The following is a 22,563-nucleotide window of genomic DNA, read 5'->3' as shown; positions in this document are numbered from 1 at the left end:
TAAAACGAATCAAATTATAATACGATTTTATCATATTTAATTTTAGGCTTCAATAGACAAAATGTATTCATAAAAACAAAAAAGATGCTGTCTGTAATATTCAGACAACATCTTCTTTACGATTATTGATAAATAATTATTGAGCTTCCGTCGTAGGCTATTATTTCTATATTCATATCTGAACTATAATTTTCTGTCAACAGCGTTAGCTCATAGCCGGTTTCTGTTTCTATCATATCGTATTCTTTACCGTCTAATGTAATCCAAACATATTGGAATACATCGTCGGTATCCCAGAAAATTCTTGTAAGCTCCTCTTTGTTTTCAACATATATATCTTCAGTATCTAATACCTGCCAATCTTCAGACAGTCCCCAAGACTCTATTTCAGAAATTGTAGGGTTCATGTCCAGTTCCATCATCTTATCATACTCAAAATAAATATCTGAAAAAGTGTACTCCGCCATTTCAAAAATTACGCAGTCAGGTTTAAAGATATTAAAGTAATAATCCAAATCAAAAACATTCTGATAGTCGTGTACGTATACATATTCACCAAAGGCATTTTCCAGATACTTATAGCCGTAATTATTCATATAGCTGCCCTGGAAAACAAGTGCGCTGGGGGAACCATCTTCGATTTTCTCGGGGTTTTCATAATATCCAAAAGTTTGATAAGATGGGTCCATTTCAATTTCCTCTTTAAACAGTTCAGTATTATTTATCAGCTTATCTAAGTCTATTTCAATTTCGGGAATCAGTTCGTCTATAGGAAACTGTGAAACAGGCAATGATGTTTGAAGCACTTCCGAAACGGTAAAGTCCTCAATATCATTTAACTCTATTTCCGGAAAATCCTCCTGTAATTCCTGTAAAATTGCATTTGTACCGTAATATGCACCCAAATCATTCCAGTGGTTTGCGTCATACTTTTGATTAAAAACAACCTCTCCCTCTTCTGTTTTTTCTCTAAGGGTTACGGTGTTGTCTAAGTATCTTATGCCACGCTCATCCAAAGCATCAAAAAATTCATCCAGCCATGAGCGGCCGTAATTTATTCCGCTTGGAATGTATTCTGTCAGTACGGCAGGTTTTGCAGGATTTAAAACAAAAAGGAAAGGTATATCTCTCGCTTCGCAATACTCCTGAAGATCCTCTATCATATCGGCAAAAGCCTCATGGTAAAGATAATATCCGTCCTCTACAGTGGAAAGACCCTGTCCGAATACATAACCGTCCTTTCCATATGTGTAATTAGGATGCACCATCTTTCCGAATAATTTATCGTTTAACACAGTATAAGCAAGTATCATTTCGTCACGAAGTCCGATTCTATCATTTACATAACTTTCCACAGCCGCTGTAAATTCATCGCTGTCTTCATAGGGACCCTGTGAAAAAGGATTTTCCGCCAACATTCTATTGTCAATAACAGAAGCCGTATTTGGTGTAAAATTAAAAGTAACGGCAGGAACAAGTATAATAAGAGAAAAAATAATTGCTGTAAAAATCTTTATTAAATTCATCGGCGTCTCCTTTACAATCAGTACTGAAAATAAATAAACGGACTATATGTGGAATTCACCATAAATAAAATCGCAACAACAAAAACAGCAAGCAATACAAGCTCCTGAATCAAATATCCGGTTTTTGTAGAAACTGCTTTATTATACCATGCAATTATTTTTGGAGAACCCAGCAAGGTTGAGCCTAAAATTCCTATTACAGTAAAGAAAATAATCTGGGTATCGAAGTAGTACATCCAGTTATAGGAAAGGGTATCCGCCGGAACATTTCCAAACAATGCGTTAAATACCATTCCGATATCTGCAAAATCCTGGAATTTAAACAACTGCCAAAACATCAGTACAACTATCATAGTTATTATATATTTAATAGCCTTAGGCGTCTTGATATAGAATTTCTTTTTCTGAATCACACGTTCCACCACGGCAAATGCAGCGTTTATTCCTCCCCAAAGTATATAATTCCAGCCTGCGCCATGCCAAATACCGGTAAGAGCAAAAACAACTGCTAAATTGCGCAGTGTTCTCCACTGTCCTCTGCGGCTTCCTCCCATTGGAATATACACGTATTCTCTAAACCATGTACCCAAGGAAATATGCCAGCGTCTCCAAAATTCTGAAATTGAAGTAGAGCGATAAGGGAAGTTAAAGTTTTCTTTAAACTCAAAACCAAAGATTTTAGCAATACCTATTGCAATATCGGAGTATCCGGAAAAATCGTAATAAATTTGAAGCATATATAAAATCAAGGTACCGAAAGCGGTAATTTGATCCATTTTATCTATGGGAATTTCGTTTAAACATGCTCCGAAAGAATCAGCTAAAATAACCTTTTTAGCAAATCCTATCATTATTCTATTTAATCCGTCTGTGCTTAAATTTAATGACATAGCTCTGGTTTTAATTTGTCCCTGAAAATCTTTCCACAAAACAATAGGACCGGAAATAACCTTAGGGAAAAATGATATATATAACAAACAGTCAATAAGACTTCCTGATGTTGCATGTCCTCGATAAATGTCGGTAAAATACGAAATCGCCGAAAATGTGATAAACGATATGCCGATAGGAGCAACCAAAGAGTTTACAAGCACATAGCTTCCGGACATCATATTCCAGCAATCCACAAGGAAAGTCATATAGTTAAAATAAACCAAATTAAATATTACAAATAAAACTGCAATTACCAAAGGAATTATGCCTAAGGAGATACTTTTTCTGAGATTTACTTTTTTCGTTTTTATTGCTTGAATCAAATATCCAAATAAATAAACAATAAAAATATACAATAGCAATCTAAATAGGTCATTAACAGATGACCACATATAAAATCCTAAACTAAAAACAATAATAATTATATCCTTTACACGCAACTTTTCAAATATCCAACTAATACTTTTTATAGCAGAAATTCTGTCTATAATAATATAGGGCAATAAACATATCGGAAAAAATACAAATAAAAATATTTGCGTAGTAAACCCCATAATTTTGCTCCTCATCTAATAATTCCTGTAATTTTACGGTGATTACCAGTTTATCACAGAAAAATCACTTTGTAAATAACAATTGTCATAACTATTGTTTTATTTGTGTTTTAGATTTTAAGCTTAAAAAGCAATATAACATAACTATAAAATATAAATATATTCAAAAAATCAAACTTAATATTTCAAATTTTATTATCAATACTTTTAATTAGCCACTAAGAATTTTACAATATATAATTTTTTCATACATATAATTCATAAAATCCCGATAAAACGCTTATTTAACTGTACTTTAAATTTAATCTTTAATATCAAATCAAATTTTTATATCATGTTTTATTTTACTTACGTTTTATTATAATTATTCCAAAATAAAAAGGATGCTATTAACATCACAGTTAATAACATCCTTTTACCTTTAAATATTAACTTTTATTTAATATTATTCCCATTCAATAGTAGCTGTTGGCTTCGGTGAGAGGTCGTAGCATACTCTGTTTACGTTCTTTACTTCCTTCAAAATTCTGTCTGTAATCTTGTGGAGAATAGGCCAGTCCAGCTCTTCTATTGTTGCGCTCATTGCGTCAACTGTGTTTACAGCTCTGATGATAACCGGATAGTCAAAGCATCTTGCGTTATCTCTTACGCCTACTGACTTGAAGTCAGGAACGATTGTAAAGTACTGCCATACCTTCTTGTCAAGGCCAGCCTTTTCAAATTCTTCTCTCAAAATTGCGTCTGACTCTCTAACAGCCTCAAGACGTTCTCTTGTGATAGCTCCGAGGCATCTTACGCCAAGTCCCGGGCCTGGGAATGGCTGACGATAAACCATATTGTGTGGAAGTCCAAGCTCAACGCCGCAGGCACGAACCTCGTCCTTAAAGAGCTGCTTCAATGGCTCTACAAGCTCAAACTTCAAATCCTCCGGCAAACCTCCAACATTGTGGTGGGATTTAACAGCCTTAACTGTCTTAGTTCCGCTTTCGATGATATCAGGATAGATTGTACCCTGTCCCAAGAAGTCGATATCGGAAAGCTTTCTTGCCTCTTCCTCAAAAACTCTGATGAACTCTGCACCGATAATCTTTCTCTTCTGCTCAGGGTCAGCAACGTTTTCAAGCTTTGTTAAAAATCTTTCAGTTGCATCAACATAGATGAGGTTTGCTTTCATCTGGTCTTTAAATACTGAAACAACGCTTTCAGACTCGTTCTTTCTCATAAGTCCGTGGTTTACATGAACGCAAACCAGATTATTGCCTATAGCCTTTATAAGCAAAGCGGCAACAACAGAGCTGTCAACGCCGCCGGAAAGTGCAAGCAATACCTTTTTATCGCCAACCTGACGTCTGATAAGCTCAACCTGGTCGTCGATAAAGTTTTTCATATTCCAATTCTTAGCTGCTCCGCAGATATCGAATACAAAATCCTTAAGAATTTTCTGATACTCTGCTTCGTCCTCAGGCCACTTATCAAGCTTTGAACAGTCTGCTTTGATGTGGTCAACTGCCAGGAAAGGTACATCTACTGAATAAATCTCTTTGTTTACATCAATAGCTACGCCGTCAACTACATTGTTTACACCGCCGTTGATGATAACGCCTTTAACATTTGGAAGGGCTTTAAGCTCTGCCGCTGTGATATCGTGCGGATAAATCTCGCTGTAAACACCGAGAGCACGGATATCACGTGCAAGGTTTGTGTTTTTTGTGCTGCCCAAATCCAAAATAACAATCATGTCCTGCTTCATTTTTTCCTCCTGCTGATTTTAAAATTTAAAATTTCAGCTATTTTTAGCTTCCTGCTTCTTTTTCAGCTCTCTTTCTGCCTGAGGTAATCTCAGATAAACAGGCATAAGCTCCTTTGAGCTTATTGTTTTACCCTCAAGTGCCTGAATTTCTGCGGCAAAAGCAACAGCCGAAGCATTTTGAAATCTTACATTAAATGGAGCAAGCTGTGCGCACACCGGCGTCTGCGCCATGGCCTTATTGCAAAGTTCTGCTCCGTCGCCTACAAGTATAATATTTTCATGGACGTTTTCCAGTTCCTTTATAAGGTCGTCAATGGAAATCGCCCTGTCCGGACAAAGTCTTATAACCTTGCCGTTTTCCACACGAAACAAACCATTATAAACCTGATTGCACCTTGCATCCATAACAGAGCATACAATGCCGTTGTGATAAAGGTGGCAATATGCCATAGCCTCAAGGGTTGAAACAGGCACGCATTTTTTCTCTGCACCATAAGCCATTCCCTTAATTGCCGCAATTCCGATTCTTATTCCTGTAAATGAGCCGGGGCCTGCGGAAACCGCCAAAACATCAACATCCTCAAGCTTGGTTTCACAGCAGTTTAAAAGTGACTCAACCATAGGCATAATAGTCTGACTGTGGGTAAGTTTTGTGTTTATAAAAAATTCGCCTATAATTTTTTGGTTTTCAACCAGCGCCGCAGATGCAGGCGACGCCGATGTATCAATTGCAAGAACTTTCAAGAAAGTCCTCCCCTTCTATGGTAAAAATTCTTGAGTTTTCCGTGCTTCCCTCTTGGATTTTTATTCTAATGCAATTCTCAGGAAGAACAGCTTCAATATTTTCGCTCCATTCAATAATAAGCACACCGTTTTCAAGATAGTCAAAAAATCCGATAGAATACAGGTCATCCCAGCCATCAATACGGTACATATCAAAGTGATAAATTTTAAATCTGCCTCTGTATTCGTTTACAATGGCGAATGTAGGACTTGAAACACAATCCCCGCATCCGGCGCCCTTGGCAATTCCTCTCGTCAAAGCGGTTTTTCCCATTCCCAAACCGCCGTAAAGAGCAATTACCTCAGTGCCTTTAAGCTTTTTTCCTATCTCTTCTCCGATTCGTTCAGTTTCGCATATATTTTTAGATGTGAATTTTGTCATATCAGAATAATCCTGTTATTGTACCGTCGTCGTTTAAATCTATTTTCTCTGCGGCAGGAACCTTAGGAAGTCCGGGCATAGTCATAATATCCCCTGTAAATACAACCACAAAGCCTGCGCCGTTTGAAAGTCTTACGTCTCTTACAGTGATGGTGAAGTCCTTAGGAGCGCCCAAAAGTGCAGGGTTATCTGAAAGGCTGTACTGTGTCTTTGCTACGCATATAGGAAGCTCAGAACCTCCGAGACTTTCAACCTCTTTTATCGCTTTTTCTGCGGCAGTTGTGTAAACAACATCCTTTGCTCCGTAAATCTTCTGTGCAACAGTCAGGATTTTCTCCTTTAAGGAAATGTCAAGAGGATAGATAACAGAGAAATCTGATGGCTTCTCAACAGCTTCGCAAACTTTCTTTGCAAGCTCTACGCCGCCTTCTCCGCCTTTTTCAAATACCTCTGAAAGTGCAAAGTCTGCGCCCTTGGAAATGCAGTATTCCTCAATAAATTTAAGCTCTTCCTCACTGTCGGTGCCGAACTTGTTAATTGCAACTACAACAGAAACACCGTATTTTCTCATGTTGTCAATATGTACGCCAAGGTTTACAATACCGGCTTTCAAAGCCTCCATGTTTTCCTCGCCTACCATTGCCTTTGGCACGCCGCCGTTGTATTTGAGAGCACGGCATGTGGCAACAACAACTATTGCAGATGGTTTAAGGCCTGCATATCTGCACTTGATGTCCAGGAACTTCTCTGCGCCCAAGTCAGAACCGAAGCCTGCCTCTGTGATGCAGTAATCGCCAAGCTTCATTGCAAGCTTTGTAGCTCTTACAGAGTTGCATCCGTGGGCAATATTTGCAAATGGGCCGCCGTGCATGATAGCCGGAGTTCCCTCAAGAGTCTGAACAAGGTTAGGCTTAATAGCGTCCTTCAAAAGCACGGTCATAGCTCCGTCAGCTTTCAAATCCTTTGCATAAACCGGAGTTCCGTCATATTTATAGGCAACTAAAATATTACCAAGACGCTTTTTAAGGTCTTTAATATCGTTGGCAAGACAAAGAATAGCCATAACCTCGGAAGCAACGGTAATGATAAATCCGTCCTCACGTGGGATACCGTTTACTTTTCCGCCAAGACCAACAACCACATTTCTTAAAGCACGGTCGTTCATGTCAAGGCATCTCTTTATGAGAATTCTTCTCTGGTCAATGCCCAAAGCGTTTCCCTGCTGCATGTGGTTGTCAAGCATTGCGCAAAGCAGGTTGTTTGCCGCTGTGATTGCGTGCATATCGCCTGTAAAGTGCAGGTTAATGTCCTCCATAGGAAGTACCTGAGCATAACCGCCGCCGGCAGCTCCGCCCTTAATTCCGAACACAGGGCCAAGTGACGGCTCTCTCAAAGCGATAACGGCATTTTTTCCTATTTTAGCCATAGCCTGTCCAAGACCTGCGGTGGTTGTGGTTTTTCCCTCGCCAGCCGGTGTTGGATTGATAGCTGTAACAAGAATAAGTTTACCGTCCGGCTTATCCTTCAATCTCTCAAAAAGTTCATCATTGAGTTTTGCCTTAAAACGACCATAAGGCTCAAGCTCTTCTTCTGTAATACCCAGATTTTTTGCGATTTCCGCAATCGGAACAAGTTTTGCTCTGGTTGCAATTTCAATATCTGTAAGCATCTACAATACACCTCCGAAAAAATTATACTACTTGGTATTATTTTATCATATAAGCACTGTTTTAACAAGAGCCATTTCATGCATATTCAACATTACAAATGGAAAGATTTGATAAAATCATGTATTTTTTAGAACAAATCCTTTTTTATAATTCCCAAGCTGTCGCCGAATCTGCCTCCCGAAAGCAAATATGACTTTGCATTTCTCTGCAAAGATGTGTTTTCTGGATATTCGCATGCATTGTCCTTTATGTTTCCGAAAATTCGTTTCTCGCTCTCTCTGCTTTCGTAATTTGTTTCAATTATGCTGAAAAGGCTTTGAAATTTAAGAATATTTGAATTTTCATCCAAAACATTTTTAAGGTCGGGACATAAAAGCCATGAACAGCACAAATACGGAATATCCTTTCCGAAAACCTCAAACGCCCATTTCAAAGATTTTTTAGAAGCTTCAAAACTTAGCTTTTCACCCTGTGGTATATGGATGTTTATAACCCTATCGCCTTTTTTAATATTTTCTGTTTCAATGGCTTTTGGAGATTCAGCCTTTTCAAACTGAAGCCTGCCAAGTCGAAACAGAGTTAAGTCTATGTGTCGGTAAAGCCAGCGGTATTCCTGCAATCCGTACTCACCAAACTGATTAAAGCAGTTCATGCACCAGATTGAAATATCAGAAAATGTATCCCAGTAAACCTGCTCCGGTATATTTTTCTCAACATATTTTTCAAAATCCTCCGCCGCCAGCCTGCAATAGCAGTACAAAAACAACAGGCGGAAATTTTCTTTGCCCTCTAAATCAGAGAAAAACTTTTCCCTGTCATCAAAATAAAGCTTTTTATAAAGGGAATATTCTTCCTCCGTAATAGATATCTTTTTAAGCTCTTCAAAAGCCGCTTTTTCAAGTCCTATTCCCCTGCAAAAATTTTCCAAAGTCATATTTTCACTTCCCTATGATTTTTATTTAATTATAACATCAAAGCACATAATAAGAAAAGGCGGCAAATAAGAATTCTGCCGCCTTTACAAAATATTAAATTTAAAACAGACTGCTTTTTATTTGGTTCACAGCGCCCTTTTCAATCCTGCTGACCTGAGCCTGAGAAATTCCTATTTCCTTTGCCACCTCAGTCTGTGTTTTCCCCTTAAAGAACCGCAAACCTAAAATTCTCTTTTCTCTGTCGGAGAGATTTTTCATGGCTTCTTTCATTGATATTTCGTCAAGCCATGATGTATCGTCGTTTTTGTCACCTATTTGGTCCATAACATAAACCGTGTCCGCACCGTCGTTAAAAACCGGCTCGTAAAGGGAAACAGGCTCCACAATGGCTTCCAAAGCCAAAACCACATTTTCCTTGGGAATATTCAGTTCCTTGGCAATCTCCTCCACCGTAGGTTCTCTGTTGTTTTTAAGTGTAAGCTTTTCTTTAACCTGCATAGCGTGGTAAGCCGTGTCACGGACAGAGCGTGAAACCCTTATACAGTTGTAATCCCTGAGATGCCGTCTAAGCTCACCTATAATCATTGGAACACCGTATGTTGAAAACCTTACGTCCAAAGTGGGGTCAAAATTATCAATGGCTTTTATAAGCCCTATAACGCCAACCTGAAATAAATCGTCGGCATTTTCCCCACGGTTTGCAAATCTCTGTATAACCGACAAAACAAGACGCAGATTTCCGTTTATCAGCTTTTCCCTTGCCGCCTTGGCTTCTTTTTTCGAGCCTGTTTTCATAATTTTCAAAAGCTCAAGCTTTTCGCTTTCCTTTAAAACTTTAAGAGAAGATGTGTTAACCCCGCAAATTTCAACCTTGTTGTACTGCAAAATTACAGCCCCTTTGCATCAATACTTTAATCTTAGTATTGACACAACGGGGCTTTTCATTCTGATTTTTTATTAAATTAAACCGACATATGCGTATCGTAAAGTTGTTAACAATCCATTGAAAAATTCGCCAGGCAAAAAGAAACACAAATATCTCCGTCGAAAAATATATAAAAATCTCCCAGATTGTGTTCTATATGCTCCATATCTTCCCTTTTAAGATAAAATGATTTTTCAGCTTTACAGATTGAAGCTGTTATCTCCGGCAAAGCTTCAAAGGAAATATTTTTCATACCAAATGACAGACCCTTTCCCACAGCTTTTACATAGCTTTCTTTCAGCGTCCACAGCATCCACCGGGCGGCTTTTTGTTCCTCTTCAGGCAATGAGGAAAGATACTCCAGTTCCTCATCGGTGCAGATTCTTTTCAACACTCTTTTTGGAAAATTTCTTATCTCCTCAACATCCGCCCCGCATATTTTATCACTTATCATAACGGCGCAGTGTTCACCGCTGTGGGAAATATTAAAGTTATACTCCGGCTTATCAGAAAAAAATGGTTTTCCTGTTTCGGTTTTCTCAATTAAAAACTTCTCAGGCTCAGGTTCTGCATAAAACTCCCTCAAGCCCTTATAAAGCAGTTCCATACCTTTAGAATGTTGTGTTTTTCTCTTTTCACCATTATCAAGGCTGAATTTACCTATTAAAAAACAATCCACCAAATCACCCCGGCAATTTCTTTCCCTTTACTCTTTCCCAGTACTGCTTATATGCCTGCTCATTTTTGTTGTCGCCGAACTTATAGTAGACTCTATTTTTCAGCACATCGGGCAGATACTGCTGTTCCACATAGTGGTTTTCAAAATCATGGGCGTATTTATAAAACTGTCCCTTGTTCTGATTATCCTCACCGTCGTAATGCATATTTTGAAGCTGACGTGGTATAGGTCCTATATTTCCCGCCCTTATGTCCGCTATTGCTCCGTTTATTCCCATGTAAGCGGAATTTGATTTCGGTGCAGTGCTCACAAGCACAACGGCGTCAGCAAGGGGAATTCTCGCCTCCGGCAAACCCAGCTTCATTGCCATATCGGTGCAGGCATTAACAATAGGAATAATCTGAGGATAAGCAAGTCCCACATCCTCGGCGGCGCACACCATAAGTCTGCGGCAGGCGCTTATAAGGTCGCCCGCCTCCAAAAGTCTTGCAAGATAATGCAAAGCGGCGTCGGGGTCTGAGCCTCTCATACTCTTCTGATAAGCTGAAACTATGTCGTAATGTTCATCGCCGTCACGGTCGTACTTCATTGCGCTTTTCTGGGAAAGCTCTGCGGCGTCCTCGGGTTTTATATGCAGAACTCCATCCGCAAGCTCTGCGGAAGCAAAGCAAAGCTCCACACTGTTCATGGCTTTTCGCACATCACCGCCGCAGGACCTTGAAATTATCTCCGCCGCCTCATCGGGAAAATCCACGGGATATTCGGACTCCTCCGATAAAATTTTAGCCGCACGCAAAACGGCCTTTTTTATTTCATCCTTTTCCACCGACTTAAATTCAAAAACCGTACAGCGGCTTAAAATAGCGTTATAAACATAAAAATACGGATTTTCAGTGGTAGAGGCGATAAGTGTTATACGTCCGTTTTCTATGTATTCCAGCAATGTCTGCTGTTGCTTTTTATTAAAATACTGAATTTCGTCAAGATACAGCAAAATTCCCTTTACTCCTGAGAAAGTGTCAAGCTGAGCAAAAATCTCCTTTATATCGGCTGTTGACGCAGTTGTACCGTTTAATTTTTTCAAGGTTCTGTCGGTCTTTTTGGCGATATAGGTGGCAAGGGTTGTTTTTCCCACACCTGACGGGCCGTAAAAAATCAGGTTTGGAATTTTGCCGCTTTCGATTATTTTTCTCAAAGGCTTACCAGGAGCTAAAAGATGTTTTTGTCCCACAATATCATCAAGGCTCTGAGGGCGAAGCCTGTCGGCAAGCGGAGTTGACATTTTTATCACCTCTAATTATGGATTTAATACCACAGAAAGGTATCCCGCAAAGCGAAATACCTTTCCATTTAACTTTATTAAGTTATTTCTATATTATTCGTAAAGGGGATACTTTTTGCAGATTTCCTCTACGCCTGCTCTGATCTTGTCTGCGCTGTTCTCGAAATCGTTCATTGCAAGAGCAACATACTCTGCAATCTTGTCCATATCCTCTTCCTGAAGTCCTCTTGTGGTTACTGCGGCAGTACCCATACGAACACCGCTTGTAACAAACGGGCTTCTTGGCTCGTTAGGAACTGTGTTCTTGTTTGCTGTGATGTAAACCTCATCAAGACGATGCTCAAGCTCTTTACCTGTGATATCGCTGTCGATAAGGTTAAGCAAAAGCACATGGTTGTCTGTGCCGCCGCTTACAAGCTTGCAGCCTCTCTTCAAAAGTCCGTCTGCCAAAGCCTTACAGTTGGAAACAACCTTTTTGCCGTACTCCTTAAACTCAGGCTTCAAAGCCTCGCCCAGGCATACTGCCTTTGCAGCGATAATGTGCATAAGAGGGCCGCCCTGTGTTCCAGGGAAAATAGCCTTGTCTATAGCCTTTGCATACTCCTCACGGCAGAGAATAAGGCCGCCTCTTGGGCCTCTCAATGTCTTATGAGTTGTTGTTGTAACAAAGTCAGCATATGGAACTGGGTTTGGATGAACGCCTGCTGCAACAAGACCTGCAATGTGAGCCATATCAACCATAAGATATGCGCCAACCTCGTCTGCAATCTCTCTGAACTTTGCAAAGTCGATAATTCTTGGATATGCGCTTGCGCCGCATACAATCATTTTAGGCTTGCATTCCTGTGCAATCTTTCTTACGTTGTCAAAATCTATAATATGTGTTACAGGGTCAACACCGTATGGTACAAAGTGGAAATAAGAACCTGACATATTTACAGGTGAACCGTGTGTAAGATGTCCGCCCTCTGCAAGGTTCATTCCCATTACAGTATCGCCCGGCTTAAGCATTGCGAAATATACAGCCATGTTAGCCTGTGCGCCTGAGTGTGGCTGAACATTTGCGTGTTCTGCGCCGAAGAGCTCACAAGCTCTCTTTCTTGCAATATCCTCAACAATGTCAACATACTGGCATCCGCCGTAATAACGCTTACCCGGATAACCTTCAGCATACTTGTTTGTAAGCAAGCTTCCCATAGCTGCCATAACAGCAGGAGAAACGATGTTCTCACTGGCGATAAGCTCCAAGTTTCTCTTCTGTCTTTTCTGTTCCAAAAGCATAGCTTCGCCCACTTCAGGGTCGTACTTGTTTACAAAATCTATGCTGTGCAGAATGTCAATTGCCATGATAATTCCTCTTTTCTCTATATTTTCACTTTTTCATTCCCTAAAAAATACAGCTTTACTTAGTATTATAACACCCAAAGGTCATTTATGCAACAAAAAATGAATTGATTTTTACCTGTTGAGATAACTGTCATACAAGTCGCTTAAATCCACATTTCCGTTTTCATTTACATCTACAGACATTTGCTGCCATTGATGTATGCTTCCGCCCTTTAAAAGCAGATACGCCATTGCGTCGATATCGTCGTTATTAAACTTTCCGTCGCAGTTAAAGTCACGGTTCACAAGAATCCTGTATGTATTCGTATCATTTTCTGATATAAAGCTTATAACGTCACCGTTTGATATGTATTGGTTTGTATTGTTGCTGCGCTGTAAATCATATTCAATATTTTTAATGGAAAAGTTTCCTATGAACTCTTCCTCCTTTGTGGATGGCAAAACACCGAGAACATATTTCCTTTCTTCGTCCATAGTGTATACTGATGACATCACAAAGCTTTCTGTGTCCGTGCTTTCGATTTCTGTTTCTTCCGTGTCCTCCTGGGTGGCTTCCGTAGGCCTTGTTATTTCCTCTGTTACAACCTGAGTTGTGGGAGCGGTGGTTTCCTCCTGTATTTTATAGAAATCATTGACAGTGTAAACATCAAATACCCCTCCTCCGTTAAAGGTAATAATCGTATCACCTATGGCAAAAACCTTGCTGACTCCATCAACACAGTCCGCCTGCTCATATGCCTTTCCCGAAGAGTCCACACGCTGTAGTACACCGGAATTATGTACAACATAGCCGCTCGAAGCACAGGCAGACATTCCACCGCCTCCGTAAACAATATTTAAAGAGCTGTTGTAAACACCGCCTGAGTTATCGGAAAAATATCCGTTGCCGCTTGGAAAAACATCGCTTCCTCCGCCCACATAGGAACATCCTCCGGAACTGTTTATAAGATAATTTCCGTTTGTGCAGACCGCAAGCACATTTCCGTTTCCTGCTGTTGTAAGCCTTAAAACAGAACCTCCCAGAGATATTTCAGTGCAGGGACGTCCGCTCATGGCAAAGCATTTCACCAAGCTGCCGTTATTGGAGTTGACAAAATAGATATTCCCGTAGCTGTCAGCCGCAACCATATCATTAGAGCTTACAGAGATATCAGCAACAGCAAAAGTGTCTGTAAGTCCGCTGTTAGAATCGTAAACAACTATATTGCAGTCTGTGATTTCATTTGAAACCTGAGTAAAATAGTAAAACCTGCCGCCTGCGGCACATGCGGCAAAAATCTTATAATCACAGGAAATAGTAAAGGAAGAACCGTAAGGAAACACAACGCCGCCGTAACCCGTGGTACCCGAAAAAGCGCAGGAATAAATTGCCGAATCCACAGAAATTTTTGCGTTTCCGCAATTCCAGAATCCGGAATAATCATATATTTCCGCCGCTGTAACAAAGTCAGGTCTTATGTCTATTCCTATAAATATAATGATAATAAAAATTACCGACAATGCTATTTGAAATTTTCTTTTCATTTTAGTACGCCACATTTTATAAATAATAATAATTAACTTCTTATAATTATACATTATTTCTGTAAAAATACATATAAATGTGGATATTTTTCACCATTGGTAAAGATTTACGTATTTTATAAATAAAAATCGTCCTAAAGCAACAATCCCCCGAAGAAATTGCGTCAATAATCACAATTCTTTGGGGGATTTGCTGTTCTTTTAAGCGAACCAACAGAACAACTATTTTAGTAAGGAAAGGTTAACAAATAGGTATAATTAGAGGTATATTTAATGAAAGGTATTGTTGAATGAAAACTGCGAAAACTCAATCTATATAAACGGTTCGCAAAAGAAAAATCTATATAAATTTACTTGCTTGCTTTTTTAGATGAGGGAAGTTTGCCAAGTGAAATTGACTTTTTGTTACTGCTCTTCTTTTTTGCAGCTTTCTTTTTTACTGTTTTTTTCTTTGCGTCTGTATTCTCTTTTTTAACTTCTGTTGCGCTTTCTGTTTTACCGTCTTTTGCTTCAGAACTCATATTTTCTGTTGGAGCAGCTGTTTCCACAGGAGTTTTATCGTCCTTTTTATTCTCTTTTTGAGTCTGTGTCACTGAGTTTGTCTGTGTTTTTTTCAATGCACCGCAGCCTGTAAGAGCAGTCATTGACATTACGAGAGCCAAAACAATTACAGCGGCTCCTTTAGCTGTTTTTTTACCGTTAAAAATCATATATCAATCATCCTTTTTAAGATTTTCGGAGTTTTGTTCCCTCCGATGTACATATAATACATGCCTTTTATTAAACTCCGCTTCAGACAATCTTAAGATTTATTAAGGTTTCTTTTTTATTTTATAAAGAAAAGGAGAAAAGCCTCAGCCCTTCTCCTTTTGGTTAAGTTCTATTGTAAATAAAGTTTTTATGCCTTTAGGCGGTTTCTCCTGAAGAGTTATGTTTCCCCCGTGAAGCTCCGTTATCTTTTTGGCTATTGACAGACCAAGACCTGTGCCGCCTCCGCCTGTTCGTGCACTGTTCTCGGTTACATAAGGACGGAAAATCTTGTCACGTAAATTTTCCGGAATACCCTTTCCGTTGTCGCCAACCTCAATTAGAACTTTATTTTCGGAATTTTTTACACTGAAATAAATGCAGGTTCCCGGCGGATTGTATCTTAAAATGTTGTTTACCAAGTTGTCGTAAACCCTTGCAAAAAGCAGTTCGTCAATTCTGCAAACAATTTTTTCTTCCGGTATATCCGGTTCCAGTTCAAATTCCTTATTGAGTATTTCCTCATATCTTTCAGCCAGATATTCCCTTGTATACTCGCATATATCCACATCCGAAAGTGATACAGAATACTGAGGATGCTCCATACGGATATATTCAAAAAGTGATTCCATAAGCTTTACAGCGTCATTTGATTTTCTGTAAATCATTTCAGCATATTTTTCTCTTTCCTCATCGGGAATTTTTCCGTTTAGAAAAGCCTGGGCATATCCCTGTATTACTGTAATGGGAGTTTTAATGTCGTGGGAAATATCTGTCATCAGCCTTCTGATTTCTCCGTAAGCCTCTTCCTTTTCCTCTTTTTCCTGTTCCAGATTTTTATGCATTTCAAGAAATTTTGAAGCTGTATTTTTAAATTCCGACGGTATATCCTCCAAATTCAAATCCGGGTCTTTCTGTTCCCCATAAGCTGTTATGGCTTTTTCTATTGGCATAATCGAACGCTTAATATCACGTCTAAACAGGAAAACCTGAATTGCAATACAAATTCCAAGTACAGGAAAAGCCGCAATCCATATCAGATTTGCCTGGGACACAGCTTCTCCGTAGGCCTGCTCAGTAAAAAGATTTGAAACAAATACCAAGGTTCTGTAATCACTTTGAGAGTTATAATAATCGTACTTTACAACCTCTTTTTTCTCGTTGTAATTTCCGTTTATAAACTCAAATTCTTTATATGTAAGCTTTTCGCTGTTTTCAAAAAGGTCACCGTAAATTATATTGTAATTCCCATCCAACAGAGAGAAACCCAGCAATTCCTCAGTTCCATCAGACTTATCACGAAAATTTAAGGTTACAAAATAGCCCATACTTCCATCATTCAGCTCTACCTGAGAAACCTGATAATGTGTTCCTGAATCATAGCTGTTGATAAGCCAGATATCATCACCTGTAACGCTTTCTGAAAGGTCTTCATCGGTGGTAAAAAGCAGATTTCCCTCAATATCAAAAACCAAAAATCCGCAGTTTTCATATTCATTCTTCGGAATTGATGAAAAGTCATCATTTTCAAGCTCAGCCCTATATTCCAGAATATTGTTTATTGAGGGAAAAGTTCGGTTAAGCTTTTGAATAACCAAGGAATTTAAGACAAGAAACAAAAGCAATACGATAACGGAATAAAATACAAAGTTAAAAATACAAAACCTGACAATGCTTCTTTTCTTACCTTTAAACATTCTTTTCAAATTTATAACCCAACCCCCTTACCGTCTTAATATATGCCGGCTTTACCGGGTCGTCCTCAATTTTACAGCGGAGATTTGAAATATGCACCATCATTGTGTTGTCGTCGCTTTCGTAGTAATCACCGTTAATCTGCTGGTAAAGCTGATTTTTCGTGTAAATTCTCTGGGGATGCTTCATCAAAATCATAAGTATTTTTAGCTCTGTAGATGTAAGATTTACAATCTCCCCATCCTTTGTCAAAATAAGCTTTTCCGTATCCAGTGACAGCCTGCCGCAGTTTATAACAGCTCCGCTTTCTTTCTCTTCGCCTTTATAGGTTTGCCTTCTCAAGCTTGCCTTAACATAAGCCACAACCTCCAGCGGGTCAAAGGGCTTTGTTATATAGACGTCGGCGCCTATATTAAGACCCAGCACCTTGTCGTTTCCCAGATTTTTTGCTGATAAAACTATAATGGGAATCTGACTTGTTTTTCTTATCTCACGAATCAGGTCGTATCCGTTTTTCTTAGGCATCATAATATCTGCAATAAGCAAGTCGGGACTTTCTCTGTTAAAAAGCTCATAAGCCTCTTGCCCGTCTTCGGCTGAAATAACGGAAAATCCCTCGCTTTCCAGATACAGTGACAAAAGACCTATAATCTCCTTTTCGTCCTCAGCAATCAGAATTTTTTTCAAACAATCACCTCTTTTATTGTATTTTTTATTTTAGAAACATAAACCTCATATTACAAAAAACACATGAAAGCCTTATAGTGACTTTCATGTGTCTGATTATACTATACTATATATCATCAAAAAATACAACACAAATTATTCAAGGAGAGCTTTCCATTCCTCCACAGCCTGAATGCTTCCCTCTCCAATAACCTTTGGAAGCAGTTCATTTATGAGCTTTAAGGCGTCCTCCTTGGTTTCAGCAGGAGTCACAATAAGTCTATCGATTTCGTCGTTTTCATCATAGCTGCATATGATGAGAAATTCAAGTTCTGCATCTGCGCAAATTTCATATTCTGTTGTCCCGTCGCTATTATTATCAGAATTTCTATTGTATCCGACAATTAAAAACTCACTGTCATCGTCAGAAAGAAACAAGCGTTCTATGTCTGATTTTTCTCCGTCAATAAAGACTCCGCCCCTGTCCGGGTCTGTCTGATATCCGGCAAGCCATATGTCGAAATGTTTAGAATTTCCGCTTATATAGGTTTTGCCCACAAGCTTTATTTCGCATGGTTCGCCCCCTGCACCGGTGTCTTTATCAAAGGAAAGACCTTTGAGGTTTATCTCCACATTTTCCTCATGCATTGACGGCTCGCTGGTTATCCATATACCAAAGGCAATAATAGCGATAACCACCACTATAACAACTAAAATACCGCCTTTTTTCTTCATAAATATCGCCTCTCTTTCTTTAAAAATAACTTTTTATATTATTAAATAACACTATTTATTTAACTTTATTTTAGCAAACATCTATAAAAATATCAACAGTTTTTTAAAATTCTGTGTTTTTACTAAAATACAAAAATATTTATGTTTATTTCACCCAAAATAAAAACCGCAGACCTAAAACAAGTCTGCGGTTGATATTTATTATAGTTATTTCCGTGGAAATTCGGAAATTATTTTACCATGCTTGCAACTTCTGCTGCGAAGTCGTCCTGACGCTTCTCGATGCCGTCGCCCTTCTCGTAACGTATGAAGCCTGTTACCTTGATAGAGCCGCCGAGAGCCTTAGCTGTAGCGTTTGTATACTGCTGGATGTTCTGCTTGTTGTCCTTAACGAACTCCTGATCGAGGAGGCAGTTCTCCTTGTAGTACTTGCCGATTTTACCCATAACGATTTTCTCAGCGATGTTAGCTGGCTTACCCTCGTTGATAACCTGCTCTGTCATGATCTTCTTCTCATGCTCCAAAACCTCAGCAGGAACGTCCTCTTTGCAGAGGTAAGCTGTGTTAAGAGCAGCAATCTGCATAGCGAGGTCTTTACCGTAAGCAACGAACTCTGGCTTTGAAGCCAAGTCTGTCTCAAATGTTACGATAACGCCGATCTTGCCGCCTGCGTGAACGTAAGCAACGCAAGGACCTTCAACTCTCTCAAATCTTCTAACTTTGATGTTTTCGCCGATAACGAGAACCTTCTCCTGGAGAAGCTCGCCGATTGTTTTATCAGAACCAACTGCTGTCTCAGCAAGAAGAGCCTCAACATCAGCAGGATTTTTCTCCATAACTGTAGCTGCACAAGTCTTAACGAATGCCTGGAACTCCTCGTTCTTAGCAACGAAGTCTGTCTCAGCATTTACTTCGATAACAACACCGATGTCGTTTGTATCGTTTGTTGCAGCATAAGCCATACCCTCAGCAGCAATTCTGCTAGCCTTCTTCGCCTGCTTTGCAAGACCCTGCTCTCTCAAAAAGTCGATAGCTGCATCCATATCGCCGTTAGCCTGTGTCAAAGCCTTTTTGCAATCCATCATGCCGCAGCCTGTCTTCTCTCTCAATGCCTTTACGTCCTGAGCTGTAAATGCCATTTTAATCAATCCTTTCAGATAAGATGTTTATATTTATATTCTTATATCTCTTTTCTTTTAATCAAATCAGAGAATTACTCCTCTGTTGTCTCCTCAGCTTCCTCAGCCTCAGCAGCTGCTGCGCCCATTGCGCCCTCTCTGCCTTCGATGATAGCGTTAGCCATTGCGCCTGCGATGAGCTTAACAGCACGGATAGCGTCGTCGTTGCCTGGGATTACATAATCAACATCGTCAGGATCGCAGTTTGTGTCTACGATAGCAACAACTGGGATACCGAGCTTCTTAGCCTCAGAAACAGCAATCTTCTCTTTTCTTGGGTCAACGATGAAGAGACATCCAGGAACGCCTGGCATATCCTTAATACCGCCCATGAACTTCTCAAGCTTCTCGATCTCGAGGTTGAGCTTGATAACTTCCTTCTTTGGAAGGAGATCGAATGTGCCGTCAGCTTCCATAGCACGGAGCTGCTTAAGTCTTGCAATTCTTCTCTTGATTGTTGTGAAGTTTGTGAGCATTCCGCCGAGCCATCTTGCGTTTACATAGTAAGCACCTGCACGCTCTGCCTCTTCCTTAACGGACTCCTGAGCCTGCTTCTTTGTGCCGACGAAGAGAACTGTCTTGCCCTCTGTTGAAAGGTCACGAACAAAGTTGTAAGCCTCGTCAAGCTTCTTTACTGTCTTCTGAAGGTCGATGATGTAGATTCCGTTACGCTCTGTGAAGATGTACTCTGCCATCTTAGGGTTCCATCTTCTTGTCTGATGTCCGAAATGTACGCCTGCTTCCAAAAGCTGTTTCATTGATACTACTGCCATTTTAATTTCCTCCTTAGGTTAAACCTCCGTCACAGACCGGAATTTACCGCCCCGAAATTCTTTCAAATCACCTCAGCGGCATGCTGCGACGTGCGTTTTGCCTTAGTATTTTATCATAACCCAAGAAAAAAATCAAGTTTTTTCAGAAATCCCTTTAAAAAATCCAGAAAATAGACTGTAAAATTTTTATTGAATATATGTTTTTTTTTATGCAATATGATATAATATATTCAACAATCCTGTTACAAATCAAGAGAGGAAGTGAACATCATGTATTTATGCCCTGTTTGCGGAAAGGAAATAGAAAATACAATCTGCTCTGCCTGCGGCTTTGACAAAAGCTGTGACTTTGAGAATTACCCCACATTGTCAGAAGTGAGCAGCCAAGCTTTAGGAATATCAAATCTTAAAGAAACTTATGAAAACAAACAGAAAAAATATATCTCCTGTAAAAACTGCGGCGGAAGAACTTTTTACATTGATATCGAATCAGGCGGTATCCTGTGTTCAGAATGTCTTAACCCCATAGACGGAAGATATGAAAGCAAATCTCATCCCCATAACAGCGAAGAGGCAACAACAAAACAATACACCGTTGAACAGGCTGTTCAGGAAGCGGGCAAGCTTCTTGAACTATACCCAAAGCAAAGCTATGAAGCAAAGTCCGAAACCATAATCAAACTCAAAACACTTTTTGAACAGTTTCCCTTTAACAGTAAAATCGCTAAAAAATATGCCCTGTGTTTAGCATGCTTTATCAGCACTCAAAAATCAGAGGGAAAAGAAAAAATTATCTCGGAACTGGAAAAGCTGTACAAGCAATTCACATATAACAGTGAAATAGCCGAATACTATGCCCTTGGTCTTAGCTTGCTTTCAACAACACAGGACTACTCCGATAAACAGGACACTGTAAAACATCTCAAAGCACTGTATTTACGTTTTAGAAATGAAACATTTGCACTCTTTTATGTTCAGGGGCTTAGAAATCTAAGCCGTGACCAAAGCATAACCGAACGTCAAACAACTCTTTTGGAAATTAAAGGCATTTACGACATATTCAAAGACAGCGAGGAAATCGCAGTTATATATGCTATGAATCTCAGCAATATCTGCAAGCTTCAGAGAAAAACCAATCTGACCTACTCCGTTGGTACCGGATTATTCCCTAAAAAAGAAAGTATCGACGCCAAAACCATTCTAAAAAATCTCAGCAGTAAATTTCCTCAAAACAGAAGCATACGCCAATGCACTGAAGAGATAAACGAAATGTCAAGATATTAAAATTCTCATTTAAAACAAAACACGCCCTGAGAGCTTTTCGCTTACAGAGCGTGTTTTTATTAAACTTATTTTGCCGGAACTATCTCAATCCAGTAGCCGTCCGGGTCTTTGATAAAGTAAATTCCCATTGAAGGGTTTTCGTAACAGATACATCCCATTTTCTCGTGAAGCTCATGAGATTTTTCCATATCATCTGTTTCAAAAGCCAAGTGGAACTCGCAGTCACCCAGATTATATGGTCTGTCCATATCTCTAAGCCATGTAAGCTCCAAAAGGAAATCGCTTTCATCATTTCCAAGATAGATGATTATAAAAGAACCGTCCTCAGCGGTAATTCTGCTCTTTTCCTCAAGCCCCAATGCTTCTTTGTAAAAAGCCTTTGACTTATCCAAATCAAACACATTGTAGTTTTCATGAATCATCTTAAATTTCATAATAATACCTCTCAAATTTTATTCCTCAGGGGTAATGCCTGTAAGGTTGTAAAATTCCTCCACTGTCATAACATTTGTCTGTCTTGTACCTGAACCATCAAAGCTCATAGATTTTATTCTGTTCTGAGCAAACTGTATTGTTCCGTCCTCTTCAAACCAAAAGTCATACCAGCGTGTTGAATATGCATCGTATCCTACGTATTCAACAACATATGTTGCCGGGTCGGTTCTCTCACCTTCAACACCCACATAGTTGTCAACAAGCTTCTGGAAAGCGTCTGTAACCTCTGTGTCAGCCCAGGTAGCTGTATAGAGAACATTTTCTATTGAAGAATCGTAAATTCTCAAAGCAGTGACAGTTGCAGGATCAACTTCTTCGGTTTCACCGGTGATTGTTACAGGCTCTGTGCTTTCCTGAGTTGTTTCAGTGGTTTCATCGGTGGAACATCCGGCAAAAGCCGCCGCCATAAAAATACACATTACCAGAGAAATTATTCTTCTCATAAATTTGCCGTATTTCATAAACCAAAACTCCTGTCAAAAAATTCATTGTTTTATATATTAACACAGAAGTCTTAAATTTACCATAATTTTTTTAATCTTTCACAAACATTTCAAATGTCGCATAAAAATAAGCCGCTCCAATTAAGGAACGGCTTCAGCCTGTCGAAAAAGCTCAGCTTTCGCTGGGCTTTTTTCGATAAAAGTGGTAAAATAGAAGCAGGTGATAAAAATGATAGAGAAAAACAGAAAAAACAGAG

21 protein-coding genes are annotated in these 22,563 nt (G+C 39.4%); 1 reads left to right on the top strand and 20 read right to left on the bottom strand.

Translation table 11 applies throughout. From position 1 onward, the window contains the following. Positions 1–122: 122 nt before the first annotated feature. From B5F08_RS10960 to rpsB, 18 genes are all read right to left on the bottom strand, one after another. Positions 123–1,526: an alginate O-acetyltransferase AlgX-related protein gene (locus B5F08_RS10960; RefSeq protein ID WP_087379274.1), complete on the bottom strand. Its 1,404-nt coding sequence runs from the start codon at positions 1,524–1,526 to the stop codon at positions 123–125. Positions 1,527–1,543: 17 nt separating this feature from the next. Next, positions 1,544–2,851 (bottom strand): MBOAT family O-acyltransferase, encoded by a 1,308-nt coding sequence (locus B5F08_RS10955; RefSeq protein ID WP_330395819.1) that lies wholly within the window; start codon positions 2,849–2,851, stop codon positions 1,544–1,546. Positions 2,852–3,458: 607 nt separating this feature from the next. After that, positions 3,459–4,763 (bottom strand): glutamine-hydrolyzing GMP synthase, encoded by a 1,305-nt coding sequence (guaA, locus tag B5F08_RS10950; RefSeq protein ID WP_087379268.1) that lies wholly within the window; start codon positions 4,761–4,763, stop codon positions 3,459–3,461. 33 nt (positions 4,764–4,796) lie between these two features. After that, positions 4,797–5,507 (bottom strand): tRNA (adenosine(37)-N6)-threonylcarbamoyltransferase complex dimerization subunit type 1 TsaB, encoded by a 711-nt coding sequence (tsaB, locus tag B5F08_RS10945; RefSeq protein ID WP_087379265.1) that lies wholly within the window; start codon positions 5,505–5,507, stop codon positions 4,797–4,799. Beyond that, positions 5,488–5,928, bottom strand: a complete 441-nt coding sequence (tsaE, locus tag B5F08_RS10940; protein WP_087379262.1) for a tRNA (adenosine(37)-N6)-threonylcarbamoyltransferase complex ATPase subunit type 1 TsaE — start codon at positions 5,926–5,928, stop codon at positions 5,488–5,490. The genes tsaB and tsaE overlap by 20 nt, the downstream gene beginning before the upstream one ends. A 1-nt stretch (position 5,929) precedes the next feature. Beyond that, complete coding sequence (locus B5F08_RS10935) at positions 5,930–7,597, bottom strand: formate--tetrahydrofolate ligase (protein ID WP_087379259.1); 1,668 nt, start codon at positions 7,595–7,597, stop codon at positions 5,930–5,932. A 128-nt stretch (positions 7,598–7,725) separates the two neighbouring features. Continuing rightward, positions 7,726–8,532 carry an acyltransferase domain-containing protein gene (locus B5F08_RS10930; protein WP_087379256.1) on the bottom strand — a complete coding sequence of 269 codons (807 nt, stop codon included), beginning with the start codon at positions 8,530–8,532 and terminating at the stop codon, positions 7,726–7,728. 100 nt (positions 8,533–8,632) lie between these two features. Next, on the bottom strand, positions 8,633–9,418 hold the full coding sequence (gene sigG, locus B5F08_RS10925) for an RNA polymerase sporulation sigma factor SigG (protein ID WP_087379253.1): 786 nt from the start codon (positions 9,416–9,418) through the stop codon (positions 8,633–8,635). A 107-nt stretch (positions 9,419–9,525) separates the two neighbouring features. After that, complete coding sequence (locus B5F08_RS10920) at positions 9,526–10,137, bottom strand: 4'-phosphopantetheinyl transferase family protein (protein ID WP_087379250.1); 612 nt, start codon at positions 10,135–10,137, stop codon at positions 9,526–9,528. Between the two features lie 4 nt (positions 10,138–10,141). Further along, positions 10,142–11,419, bottom strand: a complete 1,278-nt coding sequence (locus B5F08_RS10915) for a replication-associated recombination protein A (protein WP_087379247.1) — start codon at positions 11,417–11,419, stop codon at positions 10,142–10,144. A 93-nt stretch (positions 11,420–11,512) separates the two neighbouring features. After that, complete coding sequence (glyA, locus tag B5F08_RS10910; protein ID WP_087379244.1) at positions 11,513–12,766, bottom strand: serine hydroxymethyltransferase; 1,254 nt, start codon at positions 12,764–12,766, stop codon at positions 11,513–11,515. 111 nt (positions 12,767–12,877) lie between these two features. Continuing rightward, a complete protein-coding gene (locus tag B5F08_RS10905) occupies positions 12,878–14,290 on the bottom strand; it encodes a hypothetical protein (RefSeq protein ID WP_087379241.1) in 1,413 nt (470 codons plus the stop codon). A gap of 350 nt (positions 14,291–14,640) precedes the next feature. Further along, on the bottom strand, positions 14,641–15,000 hold the full coding sequence (locus B5F08_RS10900) for a hypothetical protein (protein ID WP_087379238.1): 360 nt from the start codon (positions 14,998–15,000) through the stop codon (positions 14,641–14,643). Positions 15,001–15,144: 144 nt separating this feature from the next. After that, positions 15,145–16,734 (bottom strand): sensor histidine kinase, encoded by a 1,590-nt coding sequence (locus B5F08_RS10895; RefSeq protein WP_087379235.1) that lies wholly within the window; start codon positions 16,732–16,734, stop codon positions 15,145–15,147. Next, entirely contained in the window at positions 16,727–17,419 is a 693-nt protein-coding gene (locus B5F08_RS10890) for a response regulator transcription factor (RefSeq protein WP_087379232.1), read from the bottom strand. Before B5F08_RS10890 ends, B5F08_RS10895 begins: the two co-directional genes overlap by 8 nt. 135 nt (positions 17,420–17,554) lie before the next feature. Next, positions 17,555–18,133 (bottom strand): hypothetical protein, encoded by a 579-nt coding sequence (locus tag B5F08_RS10885; RefSeq protein ID WP_087379229.1) that lies wholly within the window; start codon positions 18,131–18,133, stop codon positions 17,555–17,557. Between the two features lie 230 nt (positions 18,134–18,363). Next, positions 18,364–19,272 carry a translation elongation factor Ts gene (tsf, locus tag B5F08_RS10880; protein WP_087379227.1) on the bottom strand — a complete coding sequence of 303 codons (909 nt, stop codon included), beginning with the start codon at positions 19,270–19,272 and terminating at the stop codon, positions 18,364–18,366. Positions 19,273–19,346: 74 nt separating this feature from the next. Next, on the bottom strand, positions 19,347–20,084 hold the full coding sequence (gene rpsB, locus B5F08_RS10875; protein WP_087379224.1) for a 30S ribosomal protein S2: 738 nt from the start codon (positions 20,082–20,084) through the stop codon (positions 19,347–19,349). A gap of 270 nt (positions 20,085–20,354) precedes the next feature. On the opposite strand from rpsB, the gene B5F08_RS10870 reads away from it, so the two are divergent. Then, positions 20,355–21,368 carry a TFIIB-type zinc ribbon-containing protein gene (locus B5F08_RS10870; RefSeq protein ID WP_087379221.1) on the top strand — a complete coding sequence of 338 codons (1,014 nt, stop codon included), beginning with the start codon at positions 20,355–20,357 and terminating at the stop codon, positions 21,366–21,368. Between the two features lie 65 nt (positions 21,369–21,433). On the opposite strand, the gene B5F08_RS10865 is transcribed toward B5F08_RS10870, so the two are convergent. Then, complete coding sequence (locus B5F08_RS10865) at positions 21,434–21,802, bottom strand: VOC family protein (protein WP_087379218.1); 369 nt, start codon at positions 21,800–21,802, stop codon at positions 21,434–21,436. Positions 21,803–21,820: 18 nt separating this feature from the next. Beyond that, positions 21,821–22,324, bottom strand: a complete 504-nt coding sequence (locus B5F08_RS10860) for a hypothetical protein (protein WP_087379215.1) — start codon at positions 22,322–22,324, stop codon at positions 21,821–21,823. Between the last annotated feature and the right edge of the window lie 239 nt (positions 22,325–22,563).

The organism is Anaeromassilibacillus sp. An172 (genome assembly GCF_002160515.1).
In the GTDB taxonomy this organism is placed as follows: Bacteria; Bacillota; Clostridia; order Oscillospirales; family Acutalibacteraceae; genus Limousia; species Limousia pullorum.
The sequence above is the reverse complement of the archived record's forward strand: the minus strand, read 5'-3'. Positions and strand labels throughout refer to the sequence as shown.